Consider the following 18204-nt stretch of genomic DNA (forward strand, 5'->3'; position numbering starts at 1 on the left):
AGACGGGGAGAAAGGGGCCTGCGCTGGGGATTTCGCCAATTTCCAGCGCTGCCGAACGGGTGCCGGCGATCGCGGCAGTCTCCTTCTCCCCGTCACTATACGGGGAGAAGGTGCCGGCAGGCGGATGAGGGGCAGCGCCATCGTCCTGTCCATGTTTCCTCAGCGCCTTAGGGCGCCTTGATCTCCATCACGCCGGTGGCGGTGCGGGCCGAGTATTGCGGCCGGTACATGTCCTCCACCGTCGCCGCCGGGTGGGCGTAGGTGCCAGGCGTCACTGCGCGCACTACATAGGCCAGCATGATGTTACGGTCGCCGTCGCCTTCATTCGGATTGAAGGCGGCGACGAAGCGGTCGTCGCGGAACTCCAAATGCGCGGCGTCGGTCTGCGCCAGCCAGGAGAAGTTCGACAATTGCGCGCTGGAGACCAGCCCCGGATTGTCGATCTCGAAGCCAGCCGGCAACAGGTCGGTGATCAAGAGGCGCGACGGCCACTTGTTCTGCTCATAGACCTTGAGCACGACCACGTAGCGCTCGTTCTGCTTGGCCTCGGTGACGTTGGCCTCGGTGCCATCGAGCTTGTAGTAGGTGCGATTGATGGTGAAGCCGTCGCCACCGGCCGGCAGCGGCTCGACCGGGGCGGCCACCGTGGTCACCACCGCCTGCAGCGGCGTCGTGCCGGTGTTGGCGATGGTAAGCGGGCTGTCGACGAGATCGCTGCCGGCGACCTGGTTGGAATAGCCGCCCGAATGCGGCGCGCCATTGACGGAAAGCGTGATGGAATCATTGCCTTCCCGCAGCGCCCGCGCGGCGAGCAGCATCCAGGATTCGTCCTGCGTGCTCGTCCAGCGGGCATCGGCGCGTGCCACTCCGACCAGCTTGATCAACTGCGGCATGATGCTCGGCACCGGCTTCGATTCCGCCGCCAGCGCCAGCATCGCCGCGCCGTCGCGCAGCCGCGAGCCATAGTCCGAGCGGTAGTAGTCGTAGTCGGTTTCCGCCTGCGCCAGCCGAAGCGCCGTCTGGAAGGTCGCTTCCGAACGCTGCGTGTCGCCGTAGAGGGCGAGGCTCGCCGCCAACTGGGCGACAGCCATCGGGCTGGTGAAGGCTTCGAGCTGCGTGTCGGCATAGTAGCGCAGATCGCCGATCGAGGCCTTCTTGTTGCGGGCGAGTACATAGAGTGCATAGGCAATCTCGCTGCCGCGGTCCTGGACGCTCTGGTCGTAACCCAGCGAGTTTTGCAGGTTGCTCAGCGCCTGGTTCATGGCGAGTGCCGGAACATCGTACTTCTCCTCGCGCGCCCGGGTCAGGAACTCGGTGACATAGGCGTCGAGCCACAGATCGCCCGAGCCCGGTCCCCAGAGGCCGAAGCTGCCGCTCGCCGCCTGATAGGACAGGACCTTGTAGATGGCGTCCTGGATGCGGCCATGCAGGTCGGGATCGTTCTCCATGCCGATGCTCTTGGCCATGTCGTTGACATAGAGTAGCGGCATGGCGCGGCTGGTGGTCTGCTCGGCGCAACCATAAGGGTAGCGGTCGAGCGACATCAAAAGCGACGGCACGTCGAGCGCTGACGATTGCGAAACGCCGACGCTGACCGAAGCGCCGTCGAGCACGCTTGCGGCAAGCAGTTCCTTGTCGACGCGCAGCGAGCCGCCATGCGGCTTCAGGTCGACAACCATGCGGTTGGTGACCGGAAGCTGCGCCGGGCGCACCGGCAGATAGAGCGTCTGCTCGACCTGTGTGCCATCGGGATGCGCGAGCTTGACGGTGACGGAAGCGTCGCCGGCGGTGTGCGCGACAAGCGGAAAGGTAAGCGACTGCCGCTTGCCCTGGGCGAGCGTCAGCTTCTCGGGCAACGGCTTGTCGCCGGTCGTCAGGTCACCGGTCGTGGTGACGGCGAGCGAATAGTCGCCGGCCGGGCCATCGGTGTCGGCAATGTCGAGACGCATGGTCGCGGCATCGCCCGGCGCCAGGAAGCGCGGCAGGCCGGCGGTGATCACCACCGGATCGCGCACGATGACATCGGTCTGGGCATGGCCGACTGCATCCCTGGTCCAGGCGACGGCCATGACGCGCACGGTGCCGTTGAACTGCGGGATGTCGAAGTCGATGCGCGCCTTGCCGTTGGCGTCGAGCTCGACCGGGCCGGAGAAGAAGGCGACCAGCTTTTCGGTCGGCGGGCTGCCTTGCGCCTGCATGTTGGCGCCGTCGCCGCCGGTCCGTATCTTGCCGATGGCGCCGAGCGATCCGTCGATCAGGCGGCCGTAGAGGTCGCGGATCTCGAGCCCAAGCATGCGTTGGCCGAAGAACCAGTCCTCCGGATCGGGCGCTTTGTAGTTGGTGAGGTTGAGGATGCCGACATCGACGGCCGATACCATCACATAAGCGTTGGTGCCGGCCTGGGCGCCGTTGACGGCAACCGGGATCGACAGCTGCTGGCGCGGCAAGGTCTTTTCCGGCGGCGTCAAGGAGACCGCGAGCTTCTTCGAGCCCGGATCGACCGCCAGCCATTTGACGCCGATGGCGCGGGCCGGCATACGCGATTCCTGCGCATCGCCCGGCCTGAACAACGTCGCTGTGACATAGGCGCCGGCGCCCCAATCGTCGCCGACGGGGATGTCGACGGTGGTGCCGGCGGCCGGCACCGTGGCGGTGACGGTCTTCAAGAGTTTCTCGGCGCCGATGGTGACCAGCAGTTCGCCGGCAAAATGCGGCGAGATTTTCAGCTTGGCGACTTCGCCGGCGGCGTAGTTGTCTTTGTCAAGGGCGATCTCCAGCCCATCGGGTGTTTCGGTGGTGGTGGACGCGACATACCAGCCGGCGTCGAACTCATAGCTGGTCGCCGGGCCGTCCGGATCGAGTGTCTCGACCTCGAGGCGGTAGCGGCCCCAATCGACGGGAAGCGATACGGTCGCGTCGCCGTCGGCGTTGAGGTCGATTGCACCATTGGCGACAGCCTTGGTGAGGCTCACCGCCTCATAGTTCCAGGAATTGTTGTTGCGGTACCATTGGTAATTGCGTTCGACCTTGACCAGCGACCACTGGGCGCCCTTCAGGTTCTCACGCTTGCCGTTCGGATCGACGGCGATGATGCTGAACTTGGCGGTTCCGCCCTGCGGCACCTCATCATCCGCGAAATCCGGGCGAATGCCGATCATCTCCTTGAGCGGATGCACCGCGAGATCGAGCGAGCGCTCGACCGCGCGGCCGCCGGCCTCGCGCATGCGCACGGTGACCTTGGCGTTGACCAGCTTGGTGGTCGACGGCAATTTGTCGATGGTGACCGGGAAGGTCGCCTTGCCGTCGTCGCCGACCACGGGAAGGTTGGTGAACGGTGTCACGGTCGGCTCGCTCGACTGCTCGTCGGCGAGGCCGAAGGTGAAGTTCTTGAAGCTGTCCCAGCTGCTCGTGGTCGACAGCGTCATTTCGCCTTCGAGCGCCAGGCCCGCGGCCGGCGCGCCGTAGAGGAAGCGGCCGTCGACAGTGGCGTTGGCGGTCTCGCCCTGGGCGATCTCTTTCTTGTCGGCCGTCAGGTCGAACTCGATGCGATCCGGCACGAAGTCTTCAACCAGGAACATCTGGCTGGCGACCGGCGACTGCTTGGGATCGGTATAGATCGACACCGTCCAGGTGCCGCGCATGGCGTTGGCCTCGAGCGGCAGGTCGACCGCATGGCCGCCGGCGGACTCGCCGTTGCTGACGATGCGGCGGTTCTCGACGCCGTCGGGGCGGGTGAAGATGAAGGTCAGCGGCAGGTTCTCGACCGCTTTTGCCGCGCCGTCGCGGGCAAGGGCCGCGACATGCACGTCCTCGCCGGCGCGGTAGATGCCGCGCTCGGTCCAGGCATAGACGTCGAGCGCACCGGGCGAGGCACGGCCCTCGACGCCGCGATCCGACAGGTCGAAGCCGGCCTTGGTCATGTCGAGGAAGACGAAGTCGCTGTCGCCCTGCTTGGCCATCAGCACGGCCGGAACCATGCCGTTTTCGCCACGGGTGAGGCCCGGGTTGAAGACGGCACGGCCGTCGGCGTCGGTGGTCGCGGTGCCGAGGATTTCGTTGTTCTTGGCAAGCAGCGTCAATTCGGCGCCGGCGATCGGCTTGGCCGAACCCAGCGAACGGGCAAAGACGTTGAGGCCGTCCTGGCCGGTGTAGGTGGTCAGCCCGATGTCGGAGACCACGAACCACTGCGTGGCGCGCGAACCATAATCGTCGCTCTTGTCGTTGACCGCCTGCGCGGTCAGCACATAGACGCCCGGCTTGCGCTGCGGGATCGCCTGATCGACCGGGAAGGATGTGGTGACTTCCTTGTTGAGGTCGTTGGCGATGTCGAGCGTGCCGGACCAGACGGGCTCGCCCATCTGGTCGGAAACGGTGGAAATGTCATAGCCGTCGAGCTGATGCAGGAACTGGTAGCCGGACAAAAGCTGCGCCAGCGAACGATCGCCGACGCGATAGAGCGTCATCTTGGCGGCCGTCATGTTGACGGTAACGACCGGAATGCCGCGGCGCGCGCCGGAAGGCAGCACGAAGCTGTCGCCAGTGAAGCGGGCGGACGGCGCGCGATCCTGGACATAGATCGACAGCACGACCGGCGCGGCAATCGTCTCGCCGATCGCGGCCGGCAGGCCGGCGCGGAAGGTCACGTCATAATGCTGGCCATGCTCCAGGCCCTCGACGCAGATCTGCTTGTCCTTGGCTTCGACGGCCTTGGGAGCGGCGTTGTCGACGGTGACGAACTGCGCATAATCGACGCCGGTCTTGACCAGTTCCTCGGAAAACTGGGCGCAGATGCGGGGCGAGGAAGAATCGGCATCGACGGTGTGCTCGATGACCCGAAAACCCTTGCGCGCCTTGAGGTCGGCATAGTCGGCCTGGACGGCGGGCGAGCTCACCAGCGCAAGGCTGGCCTCAAAGGCCTGCAAGGATGGACGATAGAGATCGCGCCTGTCGAGGCCGGCGCCAAGCACGGCCAGGGCCTCCGCGCGGGTTTTCGCGGTGCGCACCAATTTGTAGGCGTTGAAGGCGGCCGAGGTGACGTTTGTCGGGAAAGTCGAGGGTTCGGCGGTGTTCGACGCCGGCTGCACGGCAAGCGTCTCACGCGCCAGCGCCAGCCACAGCATGCCATCGTCGGGCAGGACCGAGACCGCGGCCTGGTATTTCTGCATGGCGAGGCGATGGTCGCCGGTCAGTGCCGCCTGCTCGGCGGCGGCCTGCAGGGCGGCAAGGCCCTCGGTCGGCTTGTCATAGGCCGGATCGGTCAGCTTGTTGCGGAATTGCTGCGCCTGGTCGGCCATCCAATTGGGGAAGAAGGCCAGTTCCGGCGGGGCGCCGATATCGGGGTCGCCATCGACGTTTGCGACCTTGCCGGCGACGGCGCCGGTGAAGGGTTTGAGCTGATTATAGTCGGATTTGAGAAAACACCACTTTGCCTTGGTGTTGTAGGTGAAGGCACGGCAGGCGGAATCGGCGAGGCAGGTGGTCTTGCACTGGTCCAGGGTGACATTCTGGTCCGACCTCAGGTCGAAACCGAAATAGTCGGAATTGTCGGTTGTCACGATCCGCCGGGCTTCGGCCGCCAGGGCGACCCCGCTCAGGGCGAAAAAGAGAAGAAAAAGGAAAGGGAGACCACGAGCCGCACGCATTGCCATACCACCCTCCAGACATTGCCAGCGTCCGGACATGAGCAAGCTTCAAACAGGCTTGTCAACGCCGGAACGGCGCAGGTTTATCACCCGCGAACGGTTTCCATGCCGGCCAAAGGCCGGTATTTCGACAGAACCTCTGTGAGACGGATCACACTTTCTTGCGAAAATGCAAAAGGTGTGAATTCCAAGCCCGGTCTATTTCAGACAATTGGATTGTGGCCCCTTTACGAACGTTTCGGAACTTCATTCCAATTTTAGTTTTGTCGACTAGGTTGTCTTAATGCCGGCGCATGAAACGCAGATGTCAGCGGAGGTCGCGCCAGGGCGCGGGCTTTCGCGCGCCCTGCTTTTGGCGCTCGTCTGCTCGACCGTACTTTGTGGCGGATTGCGGCCGGCCGGCGCCTTCGAGATCTTCGGCATCAAGCTCTGGGGCTCGTCCAACGACAAGGACACCGACATTGTCGACCCTTTGCGCTATTCCGTGACCATCGATGCGCCAGACGCCGACAAGGACCTGGTCAAGAGGCTCGAAAACGCCTCGGCGCTGAAAAGCGACGAAGAGCACCCGGTCTCGGGCTCGCTTGGCCTGATGGCCAAGGCGCGCAACGACCGCGAGCAATTGGTCGCCGCGCTTTACGCCGATGCGCGCTACGAAGGCGTGGTCACGATCACGATCCAGGGCAAGTCGATCGACGAACTGCCGCCGGATGCCGAATTCAAGGGGCCGCAGCCCATTCCGGTGGTGGTCCGCGTCGTCGCCGGCCCGAAATTCACGCTTGGCACCATCAGGCTGGAAGGCGACGCGGCCGGGCTGGCGGGCGCCGATTTCGGCTTGATTGCCGGCGGCGATGCCGGATCCGGCGCCGTGCTCAAGGCAGAAGCGGGAATCGTGCGGGCATTGAAGGAAGAGGGCAGGCCGCTGGCCAAGGTCACGGACCGCCAGATCGTCGCCGACCATGCCAATTCGATGCTCGATGTCACGCTGACGGTGGCGGCCGGCCCGATCGCCGGCTATGGCGACACGACGGTTGAGGGCACCGAGAAGGTCGACCGCGACTTCACCGAATACATGACCGGCCTGCAGCGCGGCAAACAGTATTCGCCGCAGGAGATCGACGATGCGAGGGACCGGCTGCTCGGGCTCGAAGTGTTCAACAGCGTCACCATGAAGGAGGGCGACAGCCTCGACGCTCAAGGCAATATCCCGATCAACGTCCAGGTCAGTGAACGAAAGCCGCGCTATTTCGGCCTCGGCGGCACGGTTTCGAACACCGAAGGGCTGGGGCTCGAAGGCTATTGGGGGCACCGCAACCTGTTCGGCCAGGCCGAGAAGCTGCGCATCGACGGCTCGATCAGCGGCATCGGCAACAACAGCATTTCGGCGCTCAACTACAATGCCGGCGTCATGTTCGAGAAGCCGGGCGTGCTCGGGCCGACATCGAAGTTCTTCACCGGCATCAAGACGGTGTTCGAACATCCCGATGCCTATGACCATTTCTCGGTCAAGGGCGATGTCGGCGTCTCCTACGACCTCGACAAGCAGCAGCGGGTGTCGGCCGAGTTCGACCTCGACTATTCGAAGATCACCGATGCTTTCGGCAAGCACACCTATCTGATCGCCAGCGTGCCGCTACAATATGTCTATGACAGCCGCGACAACAAGCTCAACCCGACCAGGGGTTTCCGTTTTCTCGCCTATGCCGAGCCGAGCTACGACATCCTGAATGGCGCCACCTTCCTGAAACTGAAGGGTGAGGGCTACGCCTACCAGTCGATCGATACGGCAAGCCGGTTCGTGCTTGCCGAGCGCGCCACGCTTGGCTCGATCGTCGGCACCGGCCTGCAGAACGTGCCGGCCGACCGGCGCTTCTATTCCGGCGGCGGCGGTTCGGTGCGTGGCTATTCCTACCAGGGCATCGGCCCGAAGGACATCAACGGCCAGCCGATCGGCGGGTTGTCCTTCTTCGAGACCTCGGTCGAGATGCGCATCGGCGTCACTGACACGATCGGCATCGTGCCCTTCATCGATGCCGGCACGGTGTCGACCAAATCCTTCCCCGATTTCTCCAACGTAAAGGTCGGCGCCGGCCTCGGCCTGCGCTACATCACGCCGTTCGGGCCGCTGCGCATCGACGCGGCCGTGCCGCTCAACCGCGATCCGGGCGATCCCCATTTCGGCATCTATGCCGGCATCGGGCAGGCGTTCTGACGATGAAGATTTTCTGGCGCATCCTTCGCATCTGCCTCTACACGCTGCTCCTGCTGCTGGTGGTCGCAATCGGCGCGCTGTTCGTGCTGACCGGCACGGAAGGCGGCCGGCAGAACCTCGCCAGCCTGATTTCGAAAATGGCTTCGGGCGACGATCGCAAGGTCACGGTCGCCGGCATAGAGGGCATATGGTCGGGCGCGCTCAGGCTCGATCATGTCGTGGTCGAAGACCGCACCGGCCCCTGGCTGGTGGCGCGCAAGGTGGCGCTGGACTGGTCGCCGACAGCGCTCCTGTCGTGGCATTTCAACGCCGACCGCCTGGCGGCCGAGCGCATCGAATTGGCGCGCCTGCCGCAGCCAAGCCAGCAGCCGGCGCAAGGCGGCTCGAGCGGCCTGCCGGTGTCGATCGACGTCAAACAGGTTGACCTGCCCGAGATCGCGCTCGGCCCGGAGCTTGCCGGCAGCGGCATTGCCGAGCTCGCAGCCAAGGGGTCGCTCAAGGCCGACCCGTCGCCGCTGGCGGTCGAAACCGTGCTCAACGTTACCCGCCATGACGGCAAGCAGGGCAATGTCGACGCCAAGATCCACTTCGTACCGGCCGACAACAAGCTCGACCTCGATCTCAAGGCGTCGGAGCCGGCGGGTGGCATCATCGCCAATCTGCTCAAGCTGCCCAATGCCCCGCCCGTCGACATTGTCGTGTCCGGCAGCGGACCGCTCGCCAACTGGAGCGGCGTCGGCACCTTCATGGTCGACCGCCAGATCGTCACCCAGTTCACCGGCCGCCATCAACTGTCCGACAAGGGCCATCATATCGAAGCCAAGGGCGACGGCGAATTCGAGCCTTTCCTGCCCGAAAGGATCGCTTCGTTGTTTGCCGGCAAGACAAGCTTCGATGTCGCCGGCACGGCGACGACGACCGGCGGGCTGGATATCGAGCGTGGCGCCATAGAGAGCGACGCCGTGCACGCCACGGCCACCGGCAATGTCGATCCGAAGGGCGCCAGCGACCTTGCCGTCGAGCTCTCGGCGAAGGACAAGCCGGTCACCATCGATGTCGGCAACGGCGCTGTGCCGATCCTGGTCGCGGTGGAAAAGGCGACGGCGCGCGCCTTCGGCGACGGCAAGGCGCCAATGGTCGATATCGGGACGTCGCTCACCTCGGTCGCCGTAGGCGGCACGCAGCTCAACAACATCACGGCGCAAATCCATTCCGACGGCTTCGACATCGAGAACCGCAGCGGCCCAGTCAATATCAAGCTCGCCGCGGCCGGGCTGAAGACGGACGTGGCAACGCTGGCTCCGCTGGTGACAGGCAAGCTTGCAGCCGATCTTTCCGGCGCGCTCAGCCGCGAAAATGTGACGATCGATCAGGGCACGCTGCGCAGCGACGCGCTCAATGCCTCGCTGACAGCGGCCGTATCGCTCGTCGACCTGTCGATAACGCTGAAGATGAATGCCGATGCCGTATCGAAGGCATTGCCGCCTCAGATCAGCTCGCTGCTTGGCGAACGGGTGAAATTCTCGGCCACCGCCACACGCGATCCGCAAGGCGCCTTCGCGGCCAATTCGCTGGAGCTCACTTCCGGCTCGCTCAGCGCCAGCGGCACGGCGAGCGCTCAAGGGTCGGATATCCAGGCTGATCTAAAGGGAACGCTGGGCGACGTCTCGTCGCTGTCGTCGCTTGCCGGCACGCCTCTCGCCGGCGGGGTCGAGTTCGGGCTGACGGCGAGCGGGCCGCGCTCGGCGCCGGATTTTGCCGTATCGGCCGACAGCGCCAGCCTGACGGCGGCCGGCCGGACAGTGAAGGACATCAAGTTCTCGGCTAAGGGCAAGGCCGACATCGTCAATCCGTCGGCCGATATCTCGTTGACCGGCAGCGCCGAGGACCAGCCGCTCGATATCAGGGCGTCGCTGGTCACTGCGGACGGCAATCGCTCGATCAAGGGGCTCAGCCTGTCGCTCGGCGACAACAAGATTTCGGGCGATCTTGCGCTTGACGGCCAGTTCCTACCGCTCGGCACGCTGACGCTCGCCGTGCCGGACATCGGACCGCTGGCGGCGCTCGGCAACCAGAACGCTACAGGCGACATCAACGGCGCGATTGCTTTTGCCAAGGTTGGGGAGGCGCCGACCGTCACCATCAATGCGGCCAGCGGGTCGATCGCGCGCGGCGATCTGGCGGCAAAGACGATCACCGTCAACGCGCTGATCGCCAACTATCTCAAAGGCCCGGCAATTTCGGGCACGATCAAGGCCGACAGCGTGACGTCGGGCTCGACCGTGGTCAGCGGCATCGGCATCGACCTCAAGCGCGACGGCGACTGGACCAACTTTACCGGCGGTGCGACCGTCGCCGGTATCCCGGCGACCGCGACGGGGCGCGTGAAGATCGCCAATGGCACGACCAGCATGGAAATCGCTTCCGGCGAAGCGACCGTGCGCGGCATCAAGGCGGCGATCGCCGAGCCTTCCAGCCTTTCGATTGCCGATGGCGTGGCCACTATCGAAAAACTTGCGCTCGATCTCGGCGGCGGTTCGGCGACGGTTTCCGGCAAGGCGGGCCAGACGCTCGACCTGTCAGCCAAAGTCGCCAACCTGCCGGCGGCCCTTGCCAATGATTTCGTGCCCGGCCTCGATGCAGCCGGAATATTGAACGTCACGGCGCACGTCACGGGGGCTTCCGCCAACCCGGATGTCCAGTTCAACGCGCAAATCGCGGGGGCCGAGACCAGCCAGACGCGGCAGGCGGGACTGGGGCCGCTCAACCTCGATGCCGCCGGCAGCGTCACGACCGCCGGCGGCCTCGTCATCGACAAGGCTACTTTGTCCGGCGACAAGATTTCCGGCACGGCAACCGGCACCATCAACCCGAACGGCGCCAGCGATTTCGCGCTCGACCTCGCCTCCAACGGGTCGAGCCTGCCATTGAAGTTCGGCACGCCCGACAGCCCGGTCGAGCTGGAGCTGCAGTCGATTTCGGCGAAGGCGCAAGGACAGGGGACGACGCCGCGGCTCGATATTTCCGCAACGCTGCCCTCTGCCACGGCCAATCACGTCAAGATCGAGGGGCTGGCGCTGGCGCTGCATTCGGACGCTTTCGACATCAAGGAGAAGAAGGGGCCGATCTCCGGAACGGTGGGGGCCGACAAGATCGATCTCGACAATCCGACCGTCGCGCCCTTGGTTGCCGGCAAGGTCATGGCGAAGGTCACGGGCAGCCTTGCGCCGGATGCGATCACCATCGACAGCGGCTCGGCCTCGAGCGACGCGCTGGACGGCGCCTTCAATGGCCGGGTGTCACTGGCCGACGGCTCCGTCGATTTCACGGTCAAGGCCGACGTGCTTTCGGCGGCGCTGCCGGCCGGCGTGCGCGGCGTGCTGGCTGAGCGGACGCAGCTCAGCGCCACGACGCAGCGCGACGCCAAGGGCAATCTCAGCGTCGGGCCGGTCAGGCTTGTGTCCGGCGCGCTGACCGCCGACGGGCAGGCGAGCATCGCTGACAACAAGCTTAGCGCCGCGGTAAAGGGGGCTTTGGCGAATATCTCGCTGCTGTCGAAGGACGCCAAGGGGGCAATCACCTTCTCGCTCGACGCGCAAGGCGCGCCGACCGCGCCCGATCTGTCGCTTAACGTCAACAGCGACCGGCTCACGGTTGCGGCCCGCGAGATCACAGGTCTCAAGCTGACCGCGACCGGCAAAGCTGATGCGGCCAATCCGGCCGCCAACGTGCAACTGACCGGCAATGTCGCCGGCCAACCCCTGCAAGGCAGCGCAGTGCTCGCCACCACCGACGGCAAGAGCGCGATCAACGGGCTGCTGCTGTCGCTCGGCCCGAACAAGATCTCCGGCGATCTGGCGCTCGACCAGGCTTTCGTGCCGGACGGCACCGTCTCGCTCGACCTTCCCGATATCGGCCCGCTGGCGACCCTTGCGCTGGAAAAGGCGGAGGGCAACGTGCGCGGCACGATCGCTTTCTCGAAGAGCGCGAACGGTCCCAATGTTGCAGTGAAGGCAACCACGGAGGCGATCAAGCGCGGCGACCTGTCGGCCAAGAATGTCGCCATCGACGCACAGATCGCCAATTACATGGCAGCGCCCGTCATTGCCGGCACGGTTCGCGCCGAGAGTGTGACTTCCGGCGGCACAGCCATTACCGGCATCGATGTCGATCTGAAGCGCGACGGCGACTGGACTGGCTTCTCCGGCGGCGCGACGGTCAAGAATATCCCGGCCAAGGCCACCGGCCGCGTGAAAGTGGCCAACGGAACGACGACGATCGAGCTGTCGTCCGGCCAGGCGACGGTGCAGGGCGTCAAGGCGGCGATCGCCCAGGCCTCGACGGTGACCATCGCCAACGGCACGACGACATTGGACAGGCTCGTGCTCAATCTCGGCGGCGGCACGGCGACGGTGACAGGCAAGGTCGGGCAGGCGCTCGATATCAACGCCAATCTCTCCCGCGTGCCGGTGTCGCTCGCCAACAGTTTTTCACCGGGCCTGGATGCCGCCGGTTCGATCTCGGGCACGGTCAAGGTGACGGGCGCGCCAGCCAACCCTTCGGTCGCCTTCAAAGTCGATGCCTCAGCCGTGCAGACGTCGCAGACACGCGGCGCCGGGCTCGGCGGCATGAACGTGTCGTCGTCGGGATCCTTCGCCGGCAACAAGCTCGCCTTCGACGCCAACATCAGCGACGGCGCCGGCCTCGGTCTCAAGGGCGGCGGTTCAGTGACGACCACCGGCACGCCGGCCCTGGCCCTCGACTTCAACGGCAAGGTGCCGTTCTCCTTCCTTGCCTCGAAGCTTGCCGCGCAAGGGCTGGGGCTGACCGGCACCGCGAATGTCAATCTCCAGGTGCGCGGCCCGGCATCCGCGCCGGTCATCGGCGGCACGGTGAGCACGTCCGGCGCGCGCCTGGTCGACGCCCGCTCGGGGCTTGCGGTCAACGACCTCGCCGCCGATGTTTCGATCGGCAGCGGCGTCGCCAGGATCAACCGCCTGACCGGCACGCTGTCGACGCGCGGCAGCCTGTCGGCCTCAGGCACGGTCGGCATCGTGCCGGCGCAAGGGTTCCCGGCCGATTTGTCGATCAAGCTCACCGACGGCCGCTACACCGACGGCCGGGTGGTGACCGCCAATCTCGGCGGCGACCTGACCATCAAGGGACCGCTTGCCTCGGCGCCGGCGATCGCCGGCACCATCAACCTGGCGAGGACGGTGATCACCGTGCCGGACAAGCTGCCGGCTTCGCTTTCGGCGCTCGACGTCAAGCACAAGAACGCGCCGGCGGCCGTGCGCGCGCAGGACAAGGCGCTGCGCCCCGCGGCCTCCGGCGGCGGCAACAGCGGCAGCGGCCTTGCGCTTGACGTGACCGTCAACGCGCCGAACCAGATCTTCATCCAGGGCAGGGGCGTCGATGCCGAACTCGGCGGCTCGCTCAGATTGACCGGGCCGGCCTCCTCGCCGCAGGCTGTCGGCACCTTCACATTGCAGCGCGGTCGGCTGACGATCCTCGCCAAGCGGCTGACTTTCACCGAGGGCACGGTCGGCTTCTCGGGCTCGCTGGTGCCCTACCTGAACCTCACAGCAACCACGACGACGAGCGACGCCACAGTCACCATCGTGGTTTCGGGCGAGGCGACCAATCCGAAATTCACCTTCTCGTCGGTGCCGGCGCTGCCGGAGGACGAGGTGCTGGCGCAGTTGATCTTTGGCCGCTCGATGTCCAACCTGTCGCCCTTGCAGATCGCCCAGCTCGCCGACGCCGCCGCACAACTGGCTGGCGCTGGCGGCACGACCTCGCTGCTCGACAATCTGCGCAGCGCCATCGGCGTCGACGATCTCGATGTCACCACCGACGCCAAGGGCGGCACCGCCGTCTCGGCCGGAAAGTACCTCAACGACCGCACCTATGTGACCATACAGAAGGGCGACAAGCCGGGCTCGGGCAAGGCGACGATCGATCTCAATGTCGGGAAGGGCGTCAAGCTGCGCGGTGAGGCCAACGACGCCGGCGAAGCCAAGGGCGGCCTGTTCTACGAACGCGAATATTGAGGGCGCTAAGCTCTCGTTTCGCCGGCATGGCGGCTCGCGGGCCGCGAGCAGAAAGCCCGTATCCATATAAAATGTATTGATTTAATCGCCCGCGACGTTTTCTGGCGAATCCGCGGCGCGCTAGCAAATTTGCGTCAAGACTGTCGTTATCGCGCGAACCGGGTTGTCATCAAAGATGCACATTCCCTGACATGTTCCTATCTCACCTTGTGGTGCTTTGACATCAGGGTTTGGATGCGGAATGTTAAAAGGCGGAAAGCCAACAATGGGAGTAAGTCATGGCAATCTATAAAAGCAATGGTGACCGTGTTCCGGACCACATCCTGGCAATGGCCGAAGAAGCCAAGTCGGGCACGGTGGATCGCCGCGAATTCCTGGCTTTGGCCAGCGTGTTTGGGGCATCGACGGCAATGGCCTATGGCATGCTCGGTCTTGCCGCTCCGACCCCGGCCAGAGCCGAGGACGTACAGGGCAAGAAGGGCGGCGTGATCAAGGTCGCGATGTCGGTCAAGGATCCCAAGGACCCGCGCACGGCCGACTGGTCGGAAATCTCCAACGCCGAGCGCCAGGCGCTCGAGCCGCTGGTGAAATACACCAAGGAATACACTTTCGCGCCGTACCTGCTGGCAAGCTGGGACATCAATGACGACGCCACCGAATACACGCTGCATGTGCGGCCGGGCGTCGAATGGAACAATGGCGACAAGTTCACCGCCGACGACGTGATCTACAATTTCACCCGCTGGGCCGACAAGGGCGCTGAGGGCAACTCGATGCCGGGCCGCCTCGGCAGCCTCGTCGACGAGAAGACCAAGAAGCTGCGCGAAGGCTCGGTCGTCAAGGTTGACGACATGACGGTCAAGCTCAAGCTCACCAAGCCCGACATCGCCATCATCCCGAACCTGTGCGACTATCCGGGCCTGATCGTCCACAAGACCTTCGACGCGAAGGGCGCGAACTTCAAGAACTGCCCGATCGGCACCGGTCCGTTCGAGCTCGTCTCCTACGATGTCGGCCAGAAGGTCGTCTACAAACGCCGCACCACCGGCAAGTGGTGGCAGGGCGAGGCGTTCCTCGACGGCGTCGAGTTCATCGACTACGGCACCGATCCGGCAGCGACCGTCTCGGCTTTCGAGTCCGGCGAAGTGCAGACCAACCACGAGACGACCGCCGACTACGTCAAGATCATCGAAGGCGTCGGCGCGCCGGCTTCGGAAGTGGTGACCGCGGCAACCGTGGTGTCGCGCTTCAATGTCAACGCCAAGCCTTACGGCGACCAGAAAGTGCGCCAGGCGATGTGCCTGGCCGTCGACAACTCTGTCGTCCTGCAGCTGGGTTACGGCAATGCCGGCACGCCGGCCGAAAACCACCATGTCGCGCCGATCCATCCGGAATACGTCAAGCTGCCGGAGATCAAGCGCGACATCGCCAAGGCCAAGCAGATGCTGACGGAAGCCGGCGTGATCGATTTCGAGCACGAGCTGATCAGCAACGACGAGGACTACCACAAGAACACCACGGACGCGATCGCGGCCCAGCTGCGCGAGGCCGGTATCAAGGTCAAGCGCACCGTGCTGCCGAGCTCGACCTTCTGGAACGACTGGACGAAGTATCCGTTCTCGGAAACCAACTGGAACATGCGTCCGTTGGGTATCCAGGTCATCGCCATCGCCTATCGTACAGGCGAAGCCTGGAACGAGACCGCCTATGCCAATCCGGACTTCGACAAGAAGGTCAACGAGGCGCTCGGCATCGCCGATGCGGAGAAGCGCAAGGTTGTGATGAAGGACATCGAGACGATGCTGCAGGAGTCCGGCATCATCATCCAGCCCTACTGGCGCAAGCTCTACATCAACATCAAGCCCGAGGTGAAGAACCACTCGATGCACCCGACTTACGAGCACGACTTCGGCAAGGTCTGGCTCGATCAGGCGTGATCCGTCGCGATGAATACGAGGGGCAACAGCCCCTCGTATTTGCAGCTTCGTCGCCGTTGCATATGCTGCAGCGGTGGCGGGGCCTCATCAGGTTTCCGACATAGGGTTGACCATATCTGACCCCAACCCGGCCGGCAGGGGGGCACGCATGTTCTCATTCATCGCCAGACGCATCGGCACGATCCTGCTCACGATGCTGTGCCTGACGCTGGTCGTCTTCTTCCTCGTCAATCTCGAGCCCAATCTGAAGAAGCTGGCGATCAGCCAGACCGAGATGCACACGCCCGCCGACCAGCTCGAAAGCTGGCTGGTCAACCATGGCTACCGGCAGAACTTCTTCGTGCGCTACGGCCAATGGCTGGGCGTGCTGCCGAAGCAACCGATCACCGATCCGGCGACGGGCAAGACGACGCAACGCTTCTCCTTCTGCAACGATCCTGTCGAGCCGAAATTCTCCGGCGTGCTTGAAGGTGATTTCGGCTGCTCGACCAAATTCAAGACGACGGTCGGGGCCAAGCTGTTCCCGGCGCTCGGCGCTACCGGACTGCTGATGTTCTGGGTGCTGGTGGTGATGGTGCCGATCTCGCTGCTCATCGGCATTCTTGCCGGCATGCGCGAAGGGTCGCGCACGGACCGGACATTGTCCGTTGCCTCGATCGCGTCGACCGCGACGCCTGAATATGTGTCGGGCGTCATCTTCACCGTCATCTTCGCATCCTGGCTTGGCTGGCTGAACGGCTCGGCAGCATCCGCCAGCCAGGGCATCACCTTCTACAATTTCACCCTGCCGGTGATCACGCTGGCAATCTACGGCATCGGCTATATCGCGCGCATGACGCGCGCCTCGATGGTCGAGGTGATGACGCAGCAATATATCCGCACCGCGCGGCTGAAGGGCCTTTCCTTCAACAGCGTGGTGGTCAAGCATGCGTTGCGCAACGCGCTGATCGCGCCGTTCACGGTCATCATGCTGCAGTTCCCGTGGCTGCTCACCGGCGTCGTCATCGTCGAGGTGATGTTCCGCTACCAGGGGTTTGGCTACACGCTGGTCGAGGCGGCCGGCAACAACGACATCGACCTTCTGCTCGGCTGCTCGCTGGTCTCGGTGTTCATCGTTCTGATCACGCAGCTCATCTCCGATGTCGGCTACGCGTTTCTCAATCCGCGCATCCGGGTTCAGTAGAGGGAACGGCGCATGCAACCTCAATATATCGGCGCCTCCACCATTGTCCTCGAAGTGCTCTTGCGCTTCTGGCCGGTCTGGGTCGCGCTCGCCATCGTCCTGGGCGCGAGCTTCATCTACAAGAAGAAACTGGCGCTCTATGGCCAGCTGTTCGACAGCGGCGTCGGCATAGCGGGTGTCTTCATCTGCCTGTTCTGGCTGTTTACCGCGATCTTCGCCTCGACCATCTCGCCCTTCGATCCGCTCGGCCAGATCCCAATCATGAAGGATACGCTGCCCGGCGCCATCGAACCGCAATCGGGGCTCGTCTACCTGTTCGGCGGCGACAAGCTCGCACGCGACGTCTTCTCGCGCATGGTCTTTGGCAGCCAGATCGTGCTGATCATCGCGCCGGCGGCGACCGGCTTCGCGCTGATGGTCGGTATAACGCTCGGCCTGCCGGCGGGCTACTACGGCGGCAAGATCGATACGGTGCTGTCGTTCCTCGCCAATCTCGTGCTGGCTTTCCCGGTCATCCTGTTGTTCTACCTTCTGGTGACGCCAGGCATCATGGACACGCCGATCCCCTATGCGCTGGCCGGTGTCTTTTTCCTGTTTCCGATCATCTTTTTCAGCGTGCTGTTTTGGACACGCTACAAGAACCGGCCCGACCGGATCTACATCCTGCTCGGCCTGACGCTGATCATCGGCGGCTGGATCTACCTCGGCCTGGTGTTCGACAGGGACCCGCTGCACATCGTCCACATCGATCCCAACCAGCTCAACATCTTCGTGGCGGTGGTGTTTGCTTCCAGCCCCGGCGTCTTCCGCATCGTGCGTGGCCTGGTGATGGACATCAAGACCCGCGACTATGTCGCTGCGGCGCAGACGCGCGGTGAATCGCCCTGGTACATCATGCTCTGGGAGATCCTGCCCAATGCACGCGGACCGCTGATCGTCGATGCCTGCCTGCGCATCGGTTACACCACGATCCTGCTCGGCACGCTCGGCTACTTCGGCCTGGGTCTCGCACCGGAGAGTCCGGACTGGGGCACGGCGATCAAGGATGCAAGCCGCTTGCTGCGCTCCTTCATCCACCCGGCTCTGCCACCGACGATCGCACTGATGAGCTTCGTGCTGGGGCTCAATCTGCTCGCCGATTCCCTGCGCGAGCAATCGATGAAGGATTGATGGCGGG

General features: G+C 64.3%; 6 protein-coding genes. 5 read left to right on the top strand and 1 reads right to left on the bottom strand.

The features are described 5' to 3' along the window. Window positions 1-167 precede the first annotated feature (167 nt). The gene (locus tag ACVDG8_RS31030; protein WP_447251865.1) at window positions 168-5648 is read right to left on the bottom strand and encodes an alpha-2-macroglobulin family protein; all 5481 of its coding nucleotides are present in this window, start codon (window positions 5646-5648) and stop codon (window positions 168-170) included. Between the two features lie 277 nt (window positions 5649-5925). Between ACVDG8_RS31030 and ACVDG8_RS31035 the strand changes: the two genes are divergently transcribed. The 5 genes from ACVDG8_RS31035 to ACVDG8_RS31055 all read left to right on the top strand — a co-directional run bounded on the left by ACVDG8_RS31035 (window position 5926) and on the right by ACVDG8_RS31055 (window position 18197). Continuing rightward, on the top strand, window positions 5926-7854 hold the full coding sequence (locus ACVDG8_RS31035) for an autotransporter assembly complex protein TamA (protein WP_447251866.1): 1929 nt from the start codon (window positions 5926-5928) through the stop codon (window positions 7852-7854). Window positions 7855-7856: 2 nt separating this feature from the next. Then, window positions 7857-13907, top strand: coding sequence for a translocation/assembly module TamB domain-containing protein (locus tag ACVDG8_RS31040; RefSeq protein WP_455707364.1), 6051 nt, complete (start codon window positions 7857-7859; stop codon window positions 13905-13907). Window positions 13908-14185: 278 nt separating this feature from the next. Continuing rightward, window positions 14186-15844: an ABC transporter substrate-binding protein gene (locus ACVDG8_RS31045; protein WP_447251868.1), complete on the top strand. Its 1659-nt coding sequence runs from the start codon at window positions 14186-14188 to the stop codon at window positions 15842-15844. A 148-nt stretch (window positions 15845-15992) separates the two neighbouring features. Beyond that, window positions 15993-17027 carry an ABC transporter permease gene (locus ACVDG8_RS31050; protein ID WP_447251869.1) on the top strand — a complete coding sequence of 345 codons (1035 nt, stop codon included), beginning with the start codon at window positions 15993-15995 and terminating at the stop codon, window positions 17025-17027. A 12-nt stretch (window positions 17028-17039) separates the two neighbouring features. After that, window positions 17040-18197, top strand: coding sequence for an ABC transporter permease (locus ACVDG8_RS31055; protein ID WP_447251870.1), 1158 nt, complete (start codon window positions 17040-17042; stop codon window positions 18195-18197). Window positions 18198-18204: the final 7 nt, after the last annotated feature.

This window comes from Mesorhizobium sp. ORM8.1, assembly GCF_053005525.2.

What these genes read in the sequence shown, in the direction of transcription:
- ACVDG8_RS31035 (WP_447251866.1), top strand. Translation starts at nt 5,926, where the DNA reads ATGCCGGCGCATGAAACGCAGATGTCAGCGGAGGTCGCGCCAGGGCGC.
- ACVDG8_RS31055 (WP_447251870.1), top strand. Translation starts at nt 17,040, where the DNA reads ATGCAACCTCAATATATCGGCGCCTCCACCATTGTCCTCGAAGTGCTC.
- ACVDG8_RS31045 (WP_447251868.1), top strand. Translation starts at nt 14,186, where the DNA reads ATGGCAATCTATAAAAGCAATGGTGACCGTGTTCCGGACCACATCCTG.
- ACVDG8_RS31040 (WP_455707364.1), top strand. Translation starts at nt 7,857, where the DNA reads ATGAAGATTTTCTGGCGCATCCTTCGCATCTGCCTCTACACGCTGCTC.
- ACVDG8_RS31030 (WP_447251865.1), bottom strand. Translation starts at nt 5,648, where the DNA reads ATGGCAATGCGTGCGGCTCGTGGTCTCCCTTTCCTTTTTCTTCTCTTT.
- ACVDG8_RS31050 (WP_447251869.1), top strand. Translation starts at nt 15,993, where the DNA reads ATGTTCTCATTCATCGCCAGACGCATCGGCACGATCCTGCTCACGATG.